Below are 19841 nucleotides of genomic sequence, written 5' to 3'. Positions count from 1 at the left end.
ATTCCTCCACCAAATCAGTTACTTTTAGTATAGCATACTACAACTCATTTTCTTTACGCATATGCGTTAATTTTATAATCTGTTTTCCCGTAAAGAACGATAATAAATGAGCGTGACATGTAAAGAAGATGACTTGTCTATCCTTCGCAATTTCTTTTATTAGTTCAATCGTTCGATTCGTCCTTACCGCATCAAAGTGCACGAAACTATCATCAATAATAAATGGATAATCATGCTCAAATGTTTTCGCTAATGCAAATCGTAACGATAAATATAACTGCTCTGCTGTCGCTTGGCTTAGTTCATGGCTGTAAAAACGCATGCCGTCGTTACGTTCCACAATGAAAGGTTCCGCCTCTGACGGTGAAAAGATTTTACTATAACGTCCGCCTGTTAAATAGACGAAATACTCTTCTGATTTTTGTAAAATACGCGGCAAATGTACTTCATGATAATATTGCTTCGTTTTCGTTAACACTGTCTTTGCCGCCGCATACGCAGCCCACTTCTTCACTTGTTCACGCACTTGCGCTTTTTTCATTTCCCATTCGTGCAATAAATCACCGTACGTACTACCTTCTTCTAAGTTCGCAATTTCCATACGATGTTTCGCAATACGCTCTGTCAGTTCTTTCTCTTGCGCGAGACAGTTTTGCGCAGCTGTAATTTCTTGCTTTAATTTTTCATCATAACCGTCAGCCTCATAATGCTCGGCTAATGATAAACTTGTTAAGCGCTGTTCTAACAGATCAATTTGCGGTAATAAACGCCCCACTTGCTTATCAGCATCTTCACGTTTTTCCGCCAGTTTACCTGCTTCTAAAAACATCTCTTCATCTGTAGCTTCTGCAATATGCCATAAACCGTTTCGTTCTACTAACAGTTGCTTCAATTGCCCTTGCACGAATTCATATTCTTCTTGCCATTCAGCTAGCTTCTCTTTCAGCTGCTTACAAGTTTGGCGCTTCTCTTTCTCATGTTGCATATGACTTTGCGCCTCATGCAATTTACTATACTCCGTGCTACCGATAACAGTTTCTAGTTTATGTTCAAAGTGCGAAATCATTTCATATAATGAAGATCTTCGCGCACTTTGCTTTTCTAATTCACGATACAATTGCTGCATTTTTTCAATGCGTTCAAACGCTGGCAATATGTGTGCATACGTATAAAATTCAGGGAACATATAGCGCGTTTTATACGCATCTACTTGTTCGCTGGCGCGGAACGTTTCTCTCTCCCATTCCTCATACGATGTAACGACTTTATCATAAGCACGTTCCATTTGCTGCAACTTATACGACTCGCGTTCAAATAGCTTACGAATTTCTTCATCCTTTTCTAACTGATAGCGAACAGACAGCGCTTCTTCACTTTGTCTTCCGCCAGCGCTTTGCTCAAGAGTAAGAAGCTCTTCTTGTAACCCGCTTGACGGATCTTTATATAAAACAAGAGCAAGGACAATCCCTACAAAAACAATGACACTCATAAATAAGAGTGCGCGGTTATCTATAAATAAACTCGTGAATAAAACGCCTGTGTTAATAAGCAGTAACAGAAGACACAATCTTTGCCACTGTTTTTTCTTTTGTTTTGCGGCTCCTGCTTTTTCTTCATATTTACGCTTCATTCTCTCTGCGCCCATACCGATAAACGCCGCATCTTGGAACGATTTTTCTTTCTCAACTAATACATTTCGCTCTGCATCAGCTAACATTTGTTTTTTAATCTGTCTTATATTTTCTTCTTGCTCTTCTAATTGCTCTTGCGCTAATTTAAAACGATCATCGAGCTGTGCTTTTTGCGTTTCTAATTCGCGTGCCCTTTGCACTGTTTGCGTAATTAACTCTTTCGTTGCTAAACTCATATCAAACGAAAGAACCGTTTCTTTTTCAAAAGTAGCGCCAATTTGTTGCTCTAGCTCGGCGATTTCTTCTTTTATATTTACAATACTTCCCGTCATATCGCGCATTTCTTGGCGCGCATTTTCATACGACAAATGCTGCATACGAAGTTCTTCTACGTAACTTTCTTTTTGTAAAAATTCTTCATCTATTTCTGTGGAATCAATTTCTGATTGCACTGTTTCAATCTTTTTTTGAAGTGAATCTACTTGCAACTGAAGCGGCTCCATTTTTGCCTTGATTGCCTCATAACGCGCCATCCCGTTTACAGGAAACTGCCCATTTTCATTTTCTAACACTTTCTCGTGCGCACGTTTTTCAATAACGAGAGGCTCTAGCGCTGCTAATATTTCATAATCTTGCTTTCGTTTGTCCGCATTCTCTTTCTCTGCACGAACTGAAGCAAGTTTCTCTTCACTTTCTTTTAACTGCTCGACCTGTTTTTCATACGTGCCAATTTTCCCTTGCCACTCTTTCATCTTCTCCTCAAGCTTCTTCATCTCTTGCAGTGACACGTTAATTTCTGGCTTACGACCACTCGGTTTAAAACGCTGATCCATTTCTTTTTCTAGCTTTTTATCTAGCTGCAATAATGCATCACTACCGACTGCGCTGGCCGAAAATAAGTAGTTACCGATATCCGCTTCGCCGAGCTGATGAATGTTTTGAAGGCCATGCATATCAAATGAAAAAACAGAGTCAAATAGATTTTCATTCATACCGCTTAATATATCGTTTAAAATATCTTCGCCGCCAGTTTTCCCGTCTTCAAAATAAACGGTCACCTCACCAGCCGCTGTTTTCGGCAATCGTTCAATTTTCAAACGACCGTACTTCTCTGTTTGTACAGTCATCGCACCGCCATACTTTCCGCCTTCTTTCGGCTCATAACGGCGCTGTCCTCTCGTCGGAAAACCGAATAAAATACTTTTCATAAACGAGCGAATTGTCGATTTCCCCGCTTCATTTTCACCGTACAACACAGTCAACAAAGAAAGATCCATTTCCACATTTTCTAATTTTCCGTACCCATAAATATGGAGTTTTTCCATTCTCATTTCTTATCCCTCTCTTGCTGGAATAATTGCTCTAAAATAATATTTTCCGCTTCCTTTTGAATCTCTCTCTTCTCTTCTTCCGTAAAAGATTCAATACTATTACGCGCTACAGGAGATGTCCAAATCGCGCGCAACACTCCGTCCATATTTGTAAAAGCTTCTAACTCCTTCAGCACACTACCGACGAAATGATTTTCTTCTTTCAAACGTTCAATTTCTGCAAAAGAAACCGTCTCATTTTTCCACTTCATCGCATATACGAAATTTTTTCGCTCTTCGCCAGCTGCTAAAATATGAAAAATCTCTTCGACACGCTTTTCATCACGTAAATAAGGAGAAAGTGGGCCCTGCCCTATAAATACAGCAGTTAAAAGCGTCCCTTCCTCTTCTCTTCGGCATTCATTCATCGCTGTTGATACTGCCGTCATAAGATCATCAACCGTTTCAAGTCCATCGATACTCACTTCTATCTCATCCCATACAACATCTGCCGTATGGAAAAATGAACATTGCGTTCCTTGTTTCGTAAGTTCAATAAGGTATGCACCTTTCTCGCCCGTCTCCTTACGATGACGCCCTTGTATGTTCCCTGGATAAATCATATACGGCTCTTCTGATAAAATTTCACGTTTATGTATATGGCCAAGAGCCCAATAATCAAACTGCTTTTCTTTCAGCTCACGAATTTGAAACGGCGCATAGCGATTATGCTCTGCATCCCCTTCCACACTCCCGTGAAGCATGCCAATATGAAAAGGCGCATCACTCATTTTCGTATACTGCGCTGTCATATTATCCGTTACCGCTTGCTGCAAATAACTAAACCCGTAAATAGAAGCTAACAACTCACCATTTTTATAAAACGATTTCTCTTCTACATAAGGCTCCGTAAACACATGAACATTTTCCGGAAACTCAATTGCTGCCCAGCTTCCTCCTAAATGATCGTGGTTACCGTGAATAATAAAAACGGGAATATCGTACTGCGAAAGTCTCTTCATTTGCTCGCGCACAAACACTTGCGCCCTCAAACTTCTCGTCTCCGCATCATACAAATCCCCGGCTAGTAATACGAAATCAACGCGCTCTTGAATCGCTTTATCAACAATACGCTCAAATGATTCAAACGTACTTTGCTTCATTCTTTCCCAAACAGACTGTGCTACATTCATTTCCATTCCTTTAAACGGACTATCCAAATGCAAATCAGCCGCATGTATAAACTTCACTTGTTTCACAAATAACGATCCTTTCTATGTTTCTCTAAAAGTTTCACCTTATTGTAACACGCAATGTCATATATTTCTTTGCATATTCTATTGATTTATGACAAAATAGTTATAAGATTCTGATTTTAATTATTGGAGGGAATTTTCATGGGAGTATACGTTCTAACAGTCTTTGAAAAAGATGGTTCAAAAGCATTAGACGAATCATTCGAGGCGGCAACTGAAAAAGAAGCGAAAGCAAAAGGTGAATCTATTTTACAAGAAAAAGGATTGCACGAAAAAACACATCGCTGCACATCTTCTGCAGGTAAGCTCGTTTTATTCCAGCGCTAAAAAAAAGAAGCGTCATCCGCTTCTTTTTCACTCAACTATATCTTCGTCACACCACGTAAACACCACATCTAGAATGCGATTACCGATACGTACGCGTTTATTCCATTTACCTGTTTGGATCTGATGTTGCAATTCCGCTTTCATCTTTTCCGTCCAGTCGTGAATCGTTTCACTACCGTCGTACGGATATACGCTCGGAAACTCTTCCTGCAGTAGATACAAGCTTTCTACATCAAAATGAAAATGATAGAAGTAGTTTGCTGTAAGCGATGGTTCTTGCAATTGTAAAAAATGATCATCAACTTGCTTTCTATTTCTATAGAAAGTAAAGATATTCACTTTACCGCTCGTAATTTGGTCAATTTGAATTTCGTGCTTCTCTATAATCACGTCTTGCCCACCTCGTTGTATACTACCTTTAGTATATATGTCTTTTGCAACAAAGTTAACCATTTTCGCGCGAAATTCATTTCCTTCATTATATTGCCCGTACCTCCAAGTACAATCAGGACAAATAAAAAAGTTGAAGGGGAGCGATCACATGTATTTCGGAAGCAAAGGTTGGTATGTAAAAGAACTTAAAAAATTAGGTATCCGTACTTATGAAGGTAAAAAACTAGAATCTTATCGTACGCATATTTTATCTAGTTTACTTGAGAGAATGAAGAAAGCTTCGGCTTAATAAAAAATACAAGAAGCTACTTTGAAAGTGGCTTCTTGCTTTATAATGAAAAAATCAATATCCTTTGTACCAATCATAGCCTAAATGAATAACATTCGCCTCCATATAAGACAATGAATTCTCCTCAAGAAACGTCTCATAGTCCACAAAATTATCCATTCCAAATCTATCATTCCGAAACCACGTTACGTCACATTCATCACAAACATATACAACTTTATTTATATCTTTAATTTCTGCTTTATAAACGAGACCATTTCCATCACATCTTGGACAAACAACCTTACCCCTAAATAACTCCACCTGGAATTCCCCCATTAATACGTATTCTCCCTAATTAATCTCTATAAACCCATAATTATAGTACAAATATATCAGAATTTTTTCCTATATATAATTTTATAAAACTGAACACTCACACATCATTAACGCTAAATATTTTAATATTTGAAAATAATTATAGTCAGGAAAAATTTGTAGTAATATTACTGATAGATTAGACAGATTTAGGGAGGCATCTATGAAGAAAAAATTATTAATAGGAGTTTTGATTGTAGTCGCTATATTAGGAATAACTCTTGCATTCTTAGTAAATAAAGCGAACAATATGAAGGATGAGTTTACTAGCTTTAGAGAAGAATTAGATAAGGACTTCTTCCCTTTATTAAAGGATACTCATAAACATTTCGAGACTGTAATTCAAAAAGGAGAATCTTACGAATTACAGAATTGGTATCTTATTGAGGATGACGGAATGACTAGTAACCTTAAGTATAGTAGGAAAATAAAAGATGTAAGGGATAGAATTGTAAATACAGACGTTAAAAATGAAGATACACTTGAATTAAAGAAAAATGTTTTAAACTCATTATCCTTAATGGAGTCTGCTTTAAAAGATATTAACACTTTCTATGGGGATGATAATTCTCATTTATTATGGAATACACTAAGTATGGATATAGAGAAACTAAATCAAAACATTAAGAAGCAGAACGAGATATTAGGTAAGTATTATAAATAATAAAAAAGACGCTTATACCGGCGTCTTTTTTATTATTTATTGCTATTCGACTCATCAATATCAGTATAAGAATAGTTTACTCTTTATTTTTTTCTTTTATCTTCTCAACTTCATTTTTTATATCCTCAGATATAGCCACATCAATATTCCCTTTATATTTCTTATATTCTTGGAATAACATGTTTGCATTTTGGTTAAATGTCATCAGAGTTCCACTAGGAGATTCTGTTTGTTCTTTTAAAGATGTAATAGTTCCATACATCTTTTTGTATTCATCATAAAGTTCTTCATACTTATTTGGATTTTCTTTCGCAGCTTCAGAAACAGTTTTTAATTGCTCCTCCATATCACTATATATAACAGAAGATTGTGCCACCATTGAATTAAGCGATTTTTTCTTAGCATTGACAGCTATGTTGAAATCTCGGCGGTCATCAATTGCTTGAGACCAAGCCTCTGAATATTGTGGTAAAACAACATCAGCAACAAACCCCATTAGTTCAATATTATTATAAAATTCCGCTGCGGCTTGAACATAACCAGCTTCTCGCTTTTTCTTTTCTTCCGCTTCTTCGGCATTTTTTTGTAATACATTCATACTCACAAGGGCTATAATAATCACAATAGCCCCTAGAATTCCCCCGATTATCATTTTGTTCATGTTAATTCCTCCATTTATGCATAATTGTTAAATTGTATTTAGGAAGGCAAAATAAAAGCACTCATTCGAGTGCCTTTAACTATTTAACTATTCAACTTTTAATTTAATTTCTTTTCCTGTCATGCCACCACGAGCTTTTAAAACTAATCCTTGTGCGTCAGCAGGAACGTCAAAGATGATTTTACCTGTTTGAGATAAACCAGGGTTAAGTTGCTTTAAGAAGAAATCAGATTGACCGCCGTTACCTACATCAAAAGCCGTTTGAGCTTGTGTAGAGTACGTAAATTCACGATCTTTATTATCAACTAATTTGAAGCTGTTAGCATCAACAGTAATAGCATCTTTTTGATTGTTTGTAACTGTAACTTCAACTACTTTAAACACACCTTGTGCTTTTTCTTTTAAATATTCGCCACCTACAGAATCTACAGATTCAACAGATCCTACAGCGATTTTAACTTTAGAAGACTCACCTTCTTTAGAAAGCTCTTTTTTAGGTTCTTCTTTAGTAGCTGGAGCATTAGTTTCTTGTTTTGGCTCTGTAGAAGATTTTTCTTTTTGATCATCCCCGCCACCTAATGCCGATCCAATGATACCTAGTACGATTAAACCGATAAATCCTAAACACCCAAACTTAAAAATTTTACCCATTAAATACTTCCTCCAATGATAATATGTAAGATTTAGAAACTCATCATATCAAATGACCCGTCTTCTTTGTGTCGTATTTTGTCGAATGAAAACAAAAAATAAAAGAGAATTTTTCCCAAAATATCGTTAAAAAACGGAATTAAAGAGGGAATTCCTTCCTTTTCATCTTTATATGAACAGAAAATCTATTAATTTCCTCCTATAACTATGTTTTTCTGCCCACTTCTCCCTATTTAAAACTTTCCTCTCACAATCCCAACAAATGTATACACAGCACCTTTCTGTTCCCTTCTATCTAGTACTAATGCAATAAGCGCACAAGCTAAAAATGCTATAATAAATCTAACTAAGCTAAGGGGGATCAATTATTTTGCTTGGAAAACACATTCAATTTCACAAGTTTGGCAACCCAAAAGATGTATTGCAAGTTGAATATAGAAATATAGAACCATTAAAAGATAATGACGTTTTCGTTCGTATGTTAGTCAGACCGATTAATCCATCTGACTTAATTCCAATAACCGGAGCGTACGCACATAGAATTCCTTTACCTAACATACCTGGTTATGAAGGTTTTGGTATTGTAGAAGATGTAGGTGCGGGCGTTTCTAGAGATCTTATCGGTAAACGTGTTTTACCGTTACGCGGGGAAGGTACTTGGCAAGACTATGTGAAGACGTCAGCTGACTTTGTCGTCCCTATTCCTGATTCTATTGATGATTTTACAGCGGCTCAAATGTATATTAATCCTCTTACGGCGTGGGTTACGTGTACAGAAACATTAAACTTAAAACAAGATAATATTTTATTAGTAAACGCTTGTGGTTCCGCTATTGGTCATCTTTTTGCTCAGTTATCGCAAATTTTAAATTTCCGATTAATTGCAGTGACAAGAAATAGTAAACATACAGAGGAATTACTACAGCTTGGTGCCCATCATGTAATAGATACTTCCACTGCTCCGCTTCATGAAACAGTTATGAAATTAACAAATGGGATAGGTGCAGATGCTGCGATTGATTCTATTGGAGGATCCGACGGGAATGAATTAGCGTTTTGCGTACGTCCAAATGGACACTTTTTAACTATCGGTCTTCTATCAGGCGTGCAAGTAAACTGGGCAGAGATTGTCACAAAAGCAAAAGTGCACGCTAACATATTTCATTTACGACACTGGAATAAAGACGTATCACCGTATAAATGGCAGGAGACGTTTCGTCACTTAATCCGTTTAGTAGAAAATAAACAATTACGTTTTATGACGGTACATTCTACGTATGACTTAACAGATGTGAAAACTGCGGTTGATGTTGTGCAGTCTGCTGAAAAAGCAAAAGGAAAAGTATTTTTAACGAGTTATGAAATATAATGAAGGGATCCATTTTGCTCTATTTTTTCAAAATGGATTTTTTATTCTTTATAAATCTAAATTTAGTATCTCCGTTTCACTTACCTAAAAAATAATATTGTCAACAGAACTAGCATAGGACTACAATCATTCTTTATCTCCTTCGGTTGCTCCATTTCCTTTTTTATTAATGCTTCTCTCCTTCTTCTTTCGCATGTCCACTTTTTTGTTTTCCCCTGCTCTATAACCAAAGTAAAGTAGCGCACAAGTAATAATGGAACCTACAATGTATCCTAAAAAACATCCTAACCAAAACATAATGTAACTGCCCCCAATGCATTATAAATTCTATGTAACAAACCTCTTTAATTGCTCAATCGTTTATTTCCATGAACTACATACTCTCTAAGGCGTTCTCGGTACTTCCGTTTTTCATTACAAATTGGAAACTTTCCTTAACCACTCCCTCTATGAACAATCTATCTTCTCCATGTACATCACCATCTCTACATTTATTCATACCACTAATTCTCCCATCTCCTCAAACTACGATTTTATTATTTATCATAAAGTTCACACTCACGTTAAATAGCTGTAAAGATTACTGTATTTCTGACTTTTCCCCTTGAAAACGTTATATACTACATTTGAAATAAGCAAGTACGTCTGCTTATTATCAAAATTCCCATGCGATACCCTTTATTAAGTGCTAGGAGCAATCCTAGCTTTTTTTATACAATTTTAATTTTAAACAAAAGAAAAATAGAAGTGAAAGATCTTATGGCCTAAATTAACAGAATGGCCCTTTTCTTAAAGAATAAAGCCCATTCTTTTTACTTCTCAACTTGAAAACAAAAAATCCCCTCAAAGCATAAACTTCAAGGGGATGAGCCTGTTTTTTATTCTATTATATACGTACAGCTGTACCACTTACAGCAACCATTAACATTCCATCACGAACAACTTCATAATCTACGTCAACACCAACGATAGCGTTCGCACCTTTTTGTTTTGCAAGTTCTTTCATTTCATTCATTGCAATATCACGAGCTTCTTTTAACTTACTTTCATAAGCACCAGAACGACCACCGACAACATCGCGAACTGAAGCGAATAAATCACGAACAATATTTGCACCCATAATAGCTTCACCATTTACAATATCAATATACTCAATAATTTCTTTACCTTGAATTCCAGACGTTGTTGTTACAATCATGACTGACACTCTCCTAATAACTTATAATTTTTTTATGTGCTTTCTTATGTCTTTATTATGACATGGAAAAAGTATCTAATCTATTGAATTACCTTACATGAATGTGACAATTTTGTAAGAATTAAATATTTTTTTACCTTCTTCTTACAATCACTGTATTAATTGACAGAAAATTGTTATAATTAAGTTAGAGGAGGGGATAAAATGAAGAAAATCACTTATATATGCGCCCTTAGCGTTCTATCTTTCACTTTAATTGGTTGTACAAGCACCTCAGCTACAGATAAAACTTCACAAGCTAAGCAAGAACATACACAAAATACCTTTCAATTAAACTCCGCAAACATTACAAACATTGAATTACTTAGAACAACCGATAATGATATTTCCAAATCTCAAACAGATAATAAAGAAATGATACAATCTATCGTTTCGGCAGTTCAAAATGGCACCCCAAAAACAATCACATTAGATCAAAAAAAGAAACAATCTGCGCATTCTACTATAACCGTTACGTATAAAGATGACTCAAAAGAAGAGTTTCTTGTATGGGTTGATAATAAAGAACAAATTACGATCGCTAAAGATGGGAAGAAAGGTAAAGTAGAAGGTGTGACAGTTGACATTGAAGGCGCTAAAATTGTGAAGGATTTTTTTGAAAATGACAGAACGTAAAAAGGATCCCCTTCAGCTTAAGGAGATCCCTCCTATCATTTTCTCTCTTCATACAATCGATTTGCTTTATATGAGAAAAAGAAAAACATACCAATCGCAACTGGGATAAACAACCATGAAATGCCTCTCATTAATGCAAATGGCGTTTCAAATAAGAATGATCCTACAAATGCTGCGCCATGCATATCCCATAACCCTGGTGTATAGTATAGGTCTTTCGGATTTACAATCGCTCCTAGGTCAATTGTTTTATTAAACATAAATAGTATTAATAGCGGTAAATAACATATCGCTACTTCTAAAAATGTTTTAGATAAACGTTTATACTTCCCTGCTCGTGACATTTGATCTGAAAAAATATCATCTTCACTTTCCTCATCTACCTTTTTAAAATATTGCGTGCCTGACCACCATTTACCGGCTATATGCTCCCAGCCACTATCTTCAAATAACGTACAGTAATTAATAAAATCACTTCTTCTATTAAATATTCTATGATCTATTTTAATTGTCGCATCTTCCGGTTCTGCAGCTCTAAATTTATAACCAAATGTATTACTTTTTAGTTGATAGCCTTTCCACGCCATCTCTTCTAACCATTTTTCCTCTTTCTCAAAATCCAAAAAGAATTTCAATCTCCACATCAGCGTTTCCCCCTAACTATACATGTAATAAACTTTTTGTAACCCCTATAATGTGCTGCATTCTCATAAAGTCTAAATGCAATACTTCTTTCCCCCGTTCAGTAATGACATACACTTTTCTTCGTTTATCTTCACTTTTTACCGACTCTATTAATTGTTGTTTTAATAAATTTTCAACCGCGCCATACAGTGTACCCGCTGCGATTTTCACTTGATGATTACTAAGTTCCTCCACCTTTTGCATAATTAAATATCCATGAGCTGGCTCTAATAAAGCTAAAAGTACGTAATACGTTGTTTCCGTTAACGGCAAATTTTTATCCCTATTCATAAAGACCTCCAATGTAACGATAAATATATAGCTGAACTATATAGTTCGACTGTATAGTTTTATTTTATACAGTCCAACTGTATATGTCAAATGCAGAAATAACTTTATAATCCATAACAAAAACGCTACCTCTTTAAAAGATAGCGTTTTTGTTTTACCCTTGCTTATTCTTCGCCTTCATTTGCTCTTCATAAACAAACTTCGCTGTCATAAAGTCATTCGGAAAATCTTTCAATGCATTCTTCATTACATTCAATTCTTCTTGTGATTTAATTTCAATACCGTTTAAGAAATCAAATGCTTTCGATTGTTCTTCAGCAACAAAGTTTTGCGTCATATAGTCATCCTGGAAGTCTTGCTTCGCCTTTTCTTTCACTTTATTCATTGCCTCTGTTTTATTTATACTTTTCACAGGATTTGCGAATGCACCCGTAGGTTGTTCCGGTTTAGGATCTTCTTTCTTTTCCGGTTGTGGCGCTGGTGCAGGTTGTGGCGGTTGTTGCTTTGGTTGTTCTTGTTGAACTGGCTGCTGCGCTACTTGTTGCTCTTTTTTCGCTAATTCATCTTTTAACTTCTTAACTTGCGCATCAAGAGATTTTTTTTCAGTTTCTAATGCACTCTTATCACTTTTCAACTTTTGCGTTTCTTCAAAATGCTCATCTACTAATTTATTATATTCTTTCTCAGTGTACATTTTTTCACTAGTTGATGTCGTTTTCCCTTTCGTAACAACTACATTAATAATTACAAATAAAGCTACAATGCCTATTAACGCAGCGAAAATCTTCTTTTTATTCATTATTATTCCTCCAAAATGTAAAATTACAAAAATTATCATAACAGACCAAATCCCTTTCACCTGTCACATTCTGTCGAATTAATACAATAAAAAAAAGCATCTGAAACAGATGCTTTTTTTATTCTTAATACGTAAACGTAATCGTCACCAAAGAATATCCTTCTTTTGCATTATACGGCTCAGCTTTATAAGAAACACGGTTTGCCCCTTGCGGATAACGAATTTCTCCAATTGCCTTTTTCACATCTTGCATTGCACCATTCATTGATTGCTTATACAGAATTTCAATCTTTTCTGGCTTTGCACTATAACGTTGCTGCATTTTATTTTTTAATTCATTATAGTTATTTGCGATGTATTCATTTCCTAAATAGTTTAACTTTGTATCTTTTAATATTTGCTCATATGCAGGTTTTTTCGTGCCACCTGCCGCAATTTTATTTGTCAGTGTACTATAATAATTTGTTGTAGCTTGCGGATAGTCCCCGCGGTTCCACTCGTGATTTCTTGCAATTTGTTCATCTGATAAGTTGAAATAAGAATATGTTACTCGCCCTTGTTTATCAGGTATTGGATCATCGAATGTTGTATCAAGATGGTACCATTTGTTATCAATTTTAACTAAATTCCAAGCATGAGGCTTTCCGTTTCCAGTTCCTACTACAAAATGATTCTCAATTCCAGCTTCTTTTAATAATTGATAGGTTAATAGTGCGTAACCTTGGCAAACCGCAGAACGATTTACGAGTGCTTCATATGCTGTGTAAGCTTGATAAGACGTATCATATGAAACATGTTTTAAGACATAATCATGAATCACCTTCACTTTTTCATGATCATCCATTCCCGCCTGAACGATAGAAGAAACAATCGCCTTCGCTTGTTTCATTACATATTCCGTTTGTTCTTTCGTTTCACGATATGTAATTTTCAGCTTAAATGTATAATTTCCAGGTGATCCAGAAAGCCCATATGAAACATTCGATCTATTATAATTTGCATATTCATTTTTACTTGCCACTTCTTTGTATGCGTTAAAAAGTGTATTCATCACTTCGTCTGTGTTATTATTTTTCGTTTTATATGGAAGCGTAATAGTCGTTTCGTATGTATTAATACTCTTTTGCACTTCATCTTTAAATGCTGTTAATAATGCCGCATCTTCTGTATCTTGCACCGCAACAGCAGGATTTTCACCTTTCAAAGCATTATACAAAAACTGCGCATACTGTTCACGCGTTACCGTTTTAGCTGGTTCAAATTTCCCGTCGCCTGTACCAGATGCAATCCCGTTCGACTGCACCGCACTAATCGCATCCTCTGCCCAAAAGCCATTTGGAACATCATTAAATGTATGCTTTTGCTTAGCTGAAACGTGAAAAGCATTTTTAATAATTTGCGCCATTTCCGCACGGCTAACAGAATCTTTCGGTTTAAAGGCGCCATTTCCATCCCCTTTCAAAACCCCTAATTTCGTTAACGTTAAAACTTCTTCAGGGAACATCGTAGCACCTGAGCGAATATCTCGATACGGATTACTTAAAGTAGATCCATCTTTTAATACATAACGAGCACCGTCATTACTGAACGTACCACCTTGCTTGCTCGGTACTAACACACGATAAATTAACGCTGCAACTTGTTCCCTCGTCGCAACATCACCAAAGCCAAACATTCCATTTCCATAACCGGAAATAACATTTTTACTCGCTAAATCTTTAATCGCAGGATAAGACCAGTGCGATGTTGGCACATCGGAAAAAGTAGCTGACTCCGCAGCTTTGATCTCACCAACATTCGCACAAAATAAAGCGCTTCCAATAAAGGTTAATGAAGTAATTGATTTTAATAGTTTTGTGAACATAAAACCCGCTCCCCGTCTGTCTCTATTCTTGTTGTGTTTGTCGAAAAATCTAATATATTATTACAAGATATATTATACAATTAAAACTTTTCAAAGATACATTAAATGGCAAAATGTGCAAAAAAATTCACATTGTTATAGATATTCATAGTAATATTATGATATTAACTTGTGAATATACAAATACAAGGGAATACAACACACAAACAGCCCAAATTCCTTATTGGAACTTAAGCTGTTTTTTAATATGAATTAATACTTTTCGTACGGATTCCTATAAAATTCCGAATCGGTTCATATAGAATTCACTTTACACATAAGCCTTTCCACGAAACCCTTATCATCCTCATGGGTTATTCAATTTTATACTATTAAAGCGAATTATATTTTTTCACCTTTAAAGGAATAGATATAAAATATAAATCTATAGCATACATAGTAATCAAAATACCTTTCCCTTCAGCAGCAAACTTTGATTGAAAAAACTGTTCTGAAATTTTTCTTTTGCCCCATTTTTTCGGAAACCATTGAAATCCTCTAAACATATCATTAATCTACCTTTTCACTAGAATTTTAATAATTTATGTCTGAACTCTACTATTTCAAAATCTAAAAATCAACTAGTAATTTGATTATGATAAAAAAATCCATTGTCTTCCTTAAATATTTAGAAGATTCGACGGGACTTTTCTTTTACATAATCAATACTCATATATATTAAATTTTAAGAATCCCTTAGCATATTAGAACGTTAAAACGAGCGTTAATCCTTAAGTTCCTTATTTCCCCTCTCGAATAAATCGCACTGCGTTTAAACCGATCATCTGAGCAGGCATGGAAGTGTTGCCATCTGGCAAAATAGGAGCGATGGAAAGATCAGCCACTTTAAGATTTTTTGTACCAAAGACATTCAGGAATCCATCAACAACTCCTTCTTGAATATTCCCTCCCATTCTACAGTGCCCTCCAAAATGGTCGAAATTTGCATAAGAAGCCTGTACAAAAGCAGCAAGCTGATTTCTCTTTTCTTCTTCATTCGGCAAATTAAAAATATTTTCAGGAGGGTATACAACCTTATAAATACCATCTGGATCTAATTCACGAGCTTTCTTCATAATATTAAAAGTTTCAATATATTGATTTACTAAAAAATTTAAGTCATCTGGATTTTCGAGTGGATTGAAGTTAATTGACGGATAAGCTTCAGGATCACTATGCGCTGCCGTTATCATCCCCTTGCTTTTTGGGTTTAGGTCGACAATTGCGATACTCATGACATTGCTGGCTTGTGCCGGGTTAAATTGCCAATGATTAATGAATACGTCTTGAATTGGAACAAAATTGGATACTGGAAATCCTACTAATTGAAGGCGGCGTCCAGGTCCATCTCCTTTTTTAAAAGCACCTAGCGTTATTGGTACAGGGTCAGAAGATATTACCTGTAAAAGTCGGTTTGTTTCTACTTCTATTCCCATTCCAGCAAAATACTGCGTTTGAAAGTTGTGGCCAACATTTGGGCTTTCTACTAAAGTTGGTACCCCAATTTTCTCCAAATCTACCGAACTACCGATTCCTGAACGTTGTAGAATGACCGATGAAAAAATACCCGCTGAGACAATAATCCCTTTTCGAGCAAAAGACCGTTGTGTCACTCCGTCTTTCACATATTCAACGCCAACAGCAATCTTAACACCCTTTTTACACCCAAAAAGGATTTTGTTTACTGTTGATTTCGCGAATATAACCAACTTTCTCCTATCAATCCCAAACTCATCTGGATCGGACTCATCTCCTTGCGTTACAATATGTTCATTTAAATAACCAGTTGCAGTAGACGATCGAATAAATACATCATCTTCTACTTCTTGTTGAAGAAGTTGTGTTTTGAAAGGTACAACATCTCTTATACCAGTATTATAATCTTCTTCAATTGGAATCCCTAGAACATCAGATGTTGCCTCAACTAAAGTCTGGATGAGCCCATCACTCGGGATGTTTTGTTGTCTAACAAAAATAGGCCCTTCCGTTCCCCTCTGGTTAGGGCTTTGTGATGCTCCTTTATAGTTTTCATTTCTTTTAAACAAAGAACAAATCTTGTTGTAACTCCACTGATCACCAACAAGAGCTGCCCACTCATCATAAAGTTCACGGCTCCCGCGAACTGCAGCCATAAAATTGTGTTGCGAACTTCCCCCGATTACCCTCCCTGCTCTTAATCTAATTTGACGTCCGATATGTTCTTCTGTTTGCGAAAGAATATTAAAAGACAGTTCATTATCATTCGCTCGAACTTCTGCTACTGCAATAGAAGGACTGCTATTCTCCATATTCGTTCCCGCTTCAAGCACTAGCACGGATGTACATGTATCATCCGTTAATTTTTTAGCGATTACCCCTCCGGCAGTTCCGGCACCAATCACGATATAATCAAATTCATTTTCACAATGTGAAGACAAAATCAATAACCTCCTTAGTTCATGATAGTATATTCAATGTGAAATAGACTGTTTTGATTGTATGTTTATCTATGCTTGTCCAGCACAATTTGCCAGCATGTCTTGGTAACGGTTCTTGTGGAGTTTTGTATATTGTATTCATATCAATTTAACGTAAACTATCATTACAGGATAAGAAATCAACTAAAAAAACCTTCCACCTTAAGGCAGAAGGGATCTTCTAATTCCTATCTCAAACTACTAGCAATCTCCGTAAAGATAACCCCAAGCGCATGCGCACCTGCATCTGGATAGCCTAAGCTTCTTTCGCCAACTGTACCTGCGCGGCCCATGCGAGCTACGATTCCTTTCGTATACTCTGCTCCTTTTTCAAAGGCAGTTTTTATTTCTACTTCGTTTGAAGCACTGTCTAGCCAAGAATCTACACATGGTGCAAGTGCGTCAGCAAGCAAAAGTGTATTCTGCATTTCTGAAAACAGTAGATGGCAGATTGTGACCTGCTGAATCTGCTAAGAAAGAATATACAAGAACATCCTTAACATCATCTTTATTTCCACTAATGATGACATCAAGGAAATCTTCTATTTGGAATTCTGGAGTAAACAACACAATCTTAGTTGTTCTGTTTGGTTCTAAAGAAACAAAAGTACGAGAGATTTCAACTAATTCATTTTGAGTTGGGAAAAAAGTGTTTCGGCTTCTCTTAACAGTTACCGTTACATTACTAGTATGGCAGCGTGAATCATTGTTTAACATAATGTTGAGAGCAGTTGGAATAATCCCATTTTCAGAAACTGGAACTCGAAACACTCCAGTAGATTTATGAGCCATATAATCACATCCTTTCAAAATAAAATATATTTACAATATATTAAATGCAAAAAACGATCAGTTTGATAGGGACAAATTATATGATTAATATATCTATAATTAGAATCTATAAAGAAATGAGGCAATACCTAAATCTATAGCAAAATCTAACCAAAGAATTAACAACATTAATTCTATATTTATATGGACTCATATTACTTCTTTTAAAATCCTTATCTCAGTATTTATAAAATACATATCTTTGTGGAGAGAGCATCTAGCGAATTTATATATTAATCAACTATAAAATCCCCTCTACCTTAAGGCAGAGGGGATCTTATAATTCCTATTTCAAACTACCCGCAATCTCCGTAAAGATAACTCCAAGCGCATGTGCACCTGCATCTGGATATCCTAAGCTTCTTTCACCAACTGTACCGGCGCGGCCCATGCGAGCTACGATTTCTTTCGTATACTCTGCTCCTTTAACAGCTGCTTCTGCACCTTTTTCAAAGGCAGTTTTCATGTCTACTTCGTTTGAGGCACTATCTAGCCAAGAATCTACACATGGAGCAAGTGCGTCAACAAGCGTTTTATCACCAACTACCGCTCCTCTACCGAACGATCTTTCACCGATAGATTGTATACCTTGAAGTGCCGCTTGCAACATTTCAGCGAATTCTTTCACTGTTAATTCACGTTTTTCGCCTGCTGCTTTACTAGCTGCGCGGAATGCTCCGCCCCAAATTGGACCAGATGCGCCGCCGCAATGTTCCATAATAATCATCGAACAGCCGTCAAGGAATGATCCGATCGTTACGTTTTCTTGTTCTACAATCGAATGCCACTCGCGTTTTAATTGCTTAAATCCTTTTGCAACACTCATTCCGAAGTCGCCGTCACCTGCATGTGTATCTAACTCACAGAACGGTACTTCGTTTTTAATAATAACGTCACTCATTTTATCAACGAGATAAATCATATTATTTAATGTAATCACGTTATCTTTTATAACAGCGTACTCTTCCGCTGTTTCTAGTTCAAAGGAAACTTCCTTCTCTTCTACCTCTTCAAGCACATTCACGTACTCTACACTTTCAACTGGTCCATCTACTTTAAATGCTGGTGTATTACACTCTTTCGATAGTAATGTTTTTAACTCATCATCTAATTTCATTACTGTTAAAGACATACCAGCCATATCGATACTCGTCATATAGTTACCAACGAATACTCTATTGATTTTAATGTTTCTAGCAGCTAATTCTCTCGTAACTGCGTTGTTAAATAGGTAAAGTTCTTGTAGTGGAGTTCCGCCAAAGCCATTGACTAGAAGTGCGATTTCCTCGCCATCTTTTACTCCTAAATCTTTTACAAGATCATTTGTCATACGGTTAGCTAGTTCATCTGCTGACATCGTTTTTTCACGCTTAATTCCTGGTTCACCGTGAATACCAACGCCGTATTCCATTTCATCTTCCGCAAGTGTGAAAGTAGGTGATCCGCTCGCTGGAACTGTACAAGAAGTTAACGCTAAACCAATCGTGCGCACGTTAGCCGCTGCTTTTTCTGCGATAGCTTTTACTGCACCTAACTCCATTCCTGCTTCCGCTGCTGCACCGGCAATTTTATGAACTAAAATAACGCCCGCAACGCCGCGGCGTCCTACTGTATAAAGACTATCTTCTACCGCAATATCATCGTCCACTTTTACGTAGTCTACTTCAATTCCATCTTCAGTCGCTAAATGCGCACCGTTTTTGAAATTCATAATATCGCCGCTGTAATTTTTAATAATTAATAACGTACCTTTTTTACTAGCTGTCTCTTTAATTGCTTGGTATACCTGAATTTGTGAAGGAGAAGCAAACACATCTCCGCACACTGCCGCATCTAACATTCCTTTTCCGACTAATCCTGCATGTGCTGGCTCATGACCACTACCGCCGCCACTAATTAACGTTACTTTATTTTCGTTCATTTCTTTCTTCTTAATGACTTTATATTTTTTCAAAAGCTCAAGCTCTGGGTGAGCCATAACCATTCCGTTGCACATTTCCATTACTAATGTTTCAGGTTTGTTTATAATCTTTTTCATTGTGCTTCTCCCTCAATTCCTTTAATATATTGTGATATATTTGAAATCTTCTTCTTAC

22 protein-coding genes and 1 pseudogene are annotated in these 19841 nt (G+C 36.2%); 5 read left to right on the top strand and 18 right to left on the bottom strand.

Features of this window, described 5'->3' with window-relative positions:
• Window positions 1–37: 37 nt before the first annotated feature.
• Both COC96_RS11160 and COC96_RS11155 read right to left on the bottom strand, forming a co-directional pair.
• Complete coding sequence (locus COC96_RS11160; protein ID WP_098768809.1) at window positions 38–2962, bottom strand: ATP-binding protein; 2925 nt, start codon at window positions 2960–2962, stop codon at window positions 38–40.
• Entirely contained in the window at window positions 2959–4200 is a 1242-nt protein-coding gene (locus COC96_RS11155; protein ID WP_098768808.1) for a metallophosphoesterase family protein, read from the bottom strand. Before COC96_RS11155 ends, COC96_RS11160 begins: the two co-directional genes overlap by 4 nt.
• 138 nt (window positions 4201–4338) lie before the next feature.
• Between COC96_RS11155 and COC96_RS11150 the strand changes: the two genes are divergently transcribed.
• Window positions 4339–4524 carry a YhzD family protein gene (locus COC96_RS11150; RefSeq protein WP_000539550.1) on the top strand — a complete coding sequence of 62 codons (186 nt, stop codon included), beginning with the start codon at window positions 4339–4341 and terminating at the stop codon, window positions 4522–4524.
• Window positions 4525–4551: 27 nt separating this feature from the next.
• Here COC96_RS11150 and COC96_RS11145 read toward each other — a convergent pair whose 3' ends face one another.
• Window positions 4552–4914, bottom strand: a complete 363-nt coding sequence (locus COC96_RS11145; RefSeq protein WP_141536072.1) for a hypothetical protein — start codon at window positions 4912–4914, stop codon at window positions 4552–4554.
• Between the two features lie 151 nt (window positions 4915–5065).
• Here COC96_RS11145 and COC96_RS11140 point away from each other — a divergent pair, with 151 nt between their 5' ends.
• On the top strand, window positions 5066–5206 hold the full coding sequence (locus COC96_RS11140; RefSeq protein WP_000273535.1) for a YflJ family protein: 141 nt from the start codon (window positions 5066–5068) through the stop codon (window positions 5204–5206).
• A gap of 54 nt (window positions 5207–5260) precedes the next feature.
• Here the strand turns inward: COC96_RS11140 and COC96_RS11135 are convergent, their stop codons facing one another.
• Entirely contained in the window at window positions 5261–5509 is a 249-nt protein-coding gene (locus tag COC96_RS11135; protein WP_098768828.1) for a 3'-5' exonuclease, read from the bottom strand.
• Window positions 5510–5726: 217 nt separating this feature from the next.
• Here COC96_RS11135 and COC96_RS11130 point away from each other — a divergent pair, with 217 nt between their 5' ends.
• Entirely contained in the window at window positions 5727–6227 is a 501-nt protein-coding gene (locus COC96_RS11130; protein WP_098269632.1) for a hypothetical protein, read from the top strand.
• A 76-nt stretch (window positions 6228–6303) separates the two neighbouring features.
• On the opposite strand, the gene COC96_RS11125 is transcribed toward COC96_RS11130, so the two are convergent.
• The gene (locus COC96_RS11125) at window positions 6304–6888 is read right to left on the bottom strand and encodes a hypothetical protein (protein WP_098768807.1); all 585 of its coding nucleotides are present in this window, start codon (window positions 6886–6888) and stop codon (window positions 6304–6306) included.
• Between the two features lie 87 nt (window positions 6889–6975).
• Window positions 6976–7539 carry a DUF4352 domain-containing protein gene (locus COC96_RS11120; protein ID WP_098269630.1) on the bottom strand — a complete coding sequence of 188 codons (564 nt, stop codon included), beginning with the start codon at window positions 7537–7539 and terminating at the stop codon, window positions 6976–6978.
• A 370-nt stretch (window positions 7540–7909) separates the two neighbouring features.
• Between COC96_RS11120 and COC96_RS11115 the strand changes: the two genes are divergently transcribed.
• Entirely contained in the window at window positions 7910–8908 is a 999-nt protein-coding gene (locus tag COC96_RS11115; protein ID WP_098768806.1) for a zinc-dependent alcohol dehydrogenase family protein, read from the top strand.
• A 126-nt stretch (window positions 8909–9034) separates the two neighbouring features.
• Here COC96_RS11115 and COC96_RS27555 read toward each other — a convergent pair whose 3' ends face one another.
• From COC96_RS27555 to COC96_RS11105, 3 genes are all read right to left on the bottom strand, one after another.
• The gene (locus COC96_RS27555) at window positions 9035–9205 is read right to left on the bottom strand and encodes a hypothetical protein (protein ID WP_098269628.1); all 171 of its coding nucleotides are present in this window, start codon (window positions 9203–9205) and stop codon (window positions 9035–9037) included.
• A gap of 76 nt (window positions 9206–9281) precedes the next feature.
• Window positions 9282–9407, bottom strand: coding sequence for a hypothetical protein (locus COC96_RS28005; protein ID WP_255287976.1), 126 nt, complete (start codon window positions 9405–9407; stop codon window positions 9282–9284).
• 387 nt (window positions 9408–9794) lie between these two features.
• Entirely contained in the window at window positions 9795–10106 is a 312-nt protein-coding gene (locus COC96_RS11105; RefSeq protein ID WP_088232674.1) for a YbjQ family protein, read from the bottom strand.
• A gap of 204 nt (window positions 10107–10310) precedes the next feature.
• On the opposite strand from COC96_RS11105, the gene COC96_RS11100 reads away from it, so the two are divergent.
• Complete coding sequence (locus COC96_RS11100; RefSeq protein ID WP_098768805.1) at window positions 10311–10781, top strand: hypothetical protein; 471 nt, start codon at window positions 10311–10313, stop codon at window positions 10779–10781.
• 35 nt (window positions 10782–10816) lie between these two features.
• Here COC96_RS11100 and COC96_RS11095 read toward each other — a convergent pair whose 3' ends face one another.
• From COC96_RS11095 to dhaK, 9 genes and pseudogenes are all read right to left on the bottom strand, one after another.
• Entirely contained in the window at window positions 10817–11425 is a 609-nt protein-coding gene (locus COC96_RS11095) for a DUF2812 domain-containing protein (RefSeq protein WP_142339991.1), read from the bottom strand.
• A gap of 16 nt (window positions 11426–11441) precedes the next feature.
• Window positions 11442–11756: a PadR family transcriptional regulator gene (locus COC96_RS11090; protein ID WP_097904070.1), complete on the bottom strand. Its 315-nt coding sequence runs from the start codon at window positions 11754–11756 to the stop codon at window positions 11442–11444.
• Window positions 11757–11910: 154 nt separating this feature from the next.
• A complete protein-coding gene (locus COC96_RS11085) occupies window positions 11911–12555 on the bottom strand; it encodes a hypothetical protein (RefSeq protein WP_142339990.1) in 645 nt (214 codons plus the stop codon).
• 124 nt (window positions 12556–12679) lie between these two features.
• Window positions 12680–14419, bottom strand: a complete 1740-nt coding sequence (locus COC96_RS11080) for an S-layer homology domain-containing protein (protein WP_098768801.1) — start codon at window positions 14417–14419, stop codon at window positions 12680–12682.
• 371 nt (window positions 14420–14790) lie between these two features.
• Window positions 14791–14964, bottom strand: coding sequence for a hypothetical protein (locus COC96_RS27550; protein ID WP_180234957.1), 174 nt, complete (start codon window positions 14962–14964; stop codon window positions 14791–14793).
• A gap of 234 nt (window positions 14965–15198) precedes the next feature.
• Window positions 15199–16875, bottom strand: a complete 1677-nt coding sequence (locus tag COC96_RS11075; protein ID WP_098768800.1) for a GMC family oxidoreductase — start codon at window positions 16873–16875, stop codon at window positions 15199–15201.
• A 227-nt stretch (window positions 16876–17102) separates the two neighbouring features.
• Window positions 17103–17324 (bottom strand): annotated as a pseudogene (locus COC96_RS11070) (DAK2 domain-containing protein); the annotation flags it as partial.
• The gene (locus COC96_RS11065) at window positions 17317–17706 is read right to left on the bottom strand and encodes a hypothetical protein (RefSeq protein ID WP_002116680.1); all 390 of its coding nucleotides are present in this window, start codon (window positions 17704–17706) and stop codon (window positions 17317–17319) included. The gene COC96_RS11065 and the pseudogene COC96_RS11070, both read right to left, overlap by 8 nt.
• A 325-nt stretch (window positions 17707–18031) precedes the next feature.
• On the bottom strand, window positions 18032–19783 hold the full coding sequence (gene dhaK, locus COC96_RS11060) for a dihydroxyacetone kinase subunit DhaK (RefSeq protein WP_098768799.1): 1752 nt from the start codon (window positions 19781–19783) through the stop codon (window positions 18032–18034).
• Window positions 19784–19841 lie beyond the last annotated feature (58 nt).

The organism is Bacillus cereus, assembly GCF_002577405.1.
In the GTDB taxonomy this organism is placed as follows: Bacteria; Bacillota; Bacilli; order Bacillales; family Bacillaceae_G; genus Bacillus_A; species Bacillus_A cereus_AU.
This window is presented reverse-complemented; position numbering and strand designations above follow the sequence as displayed.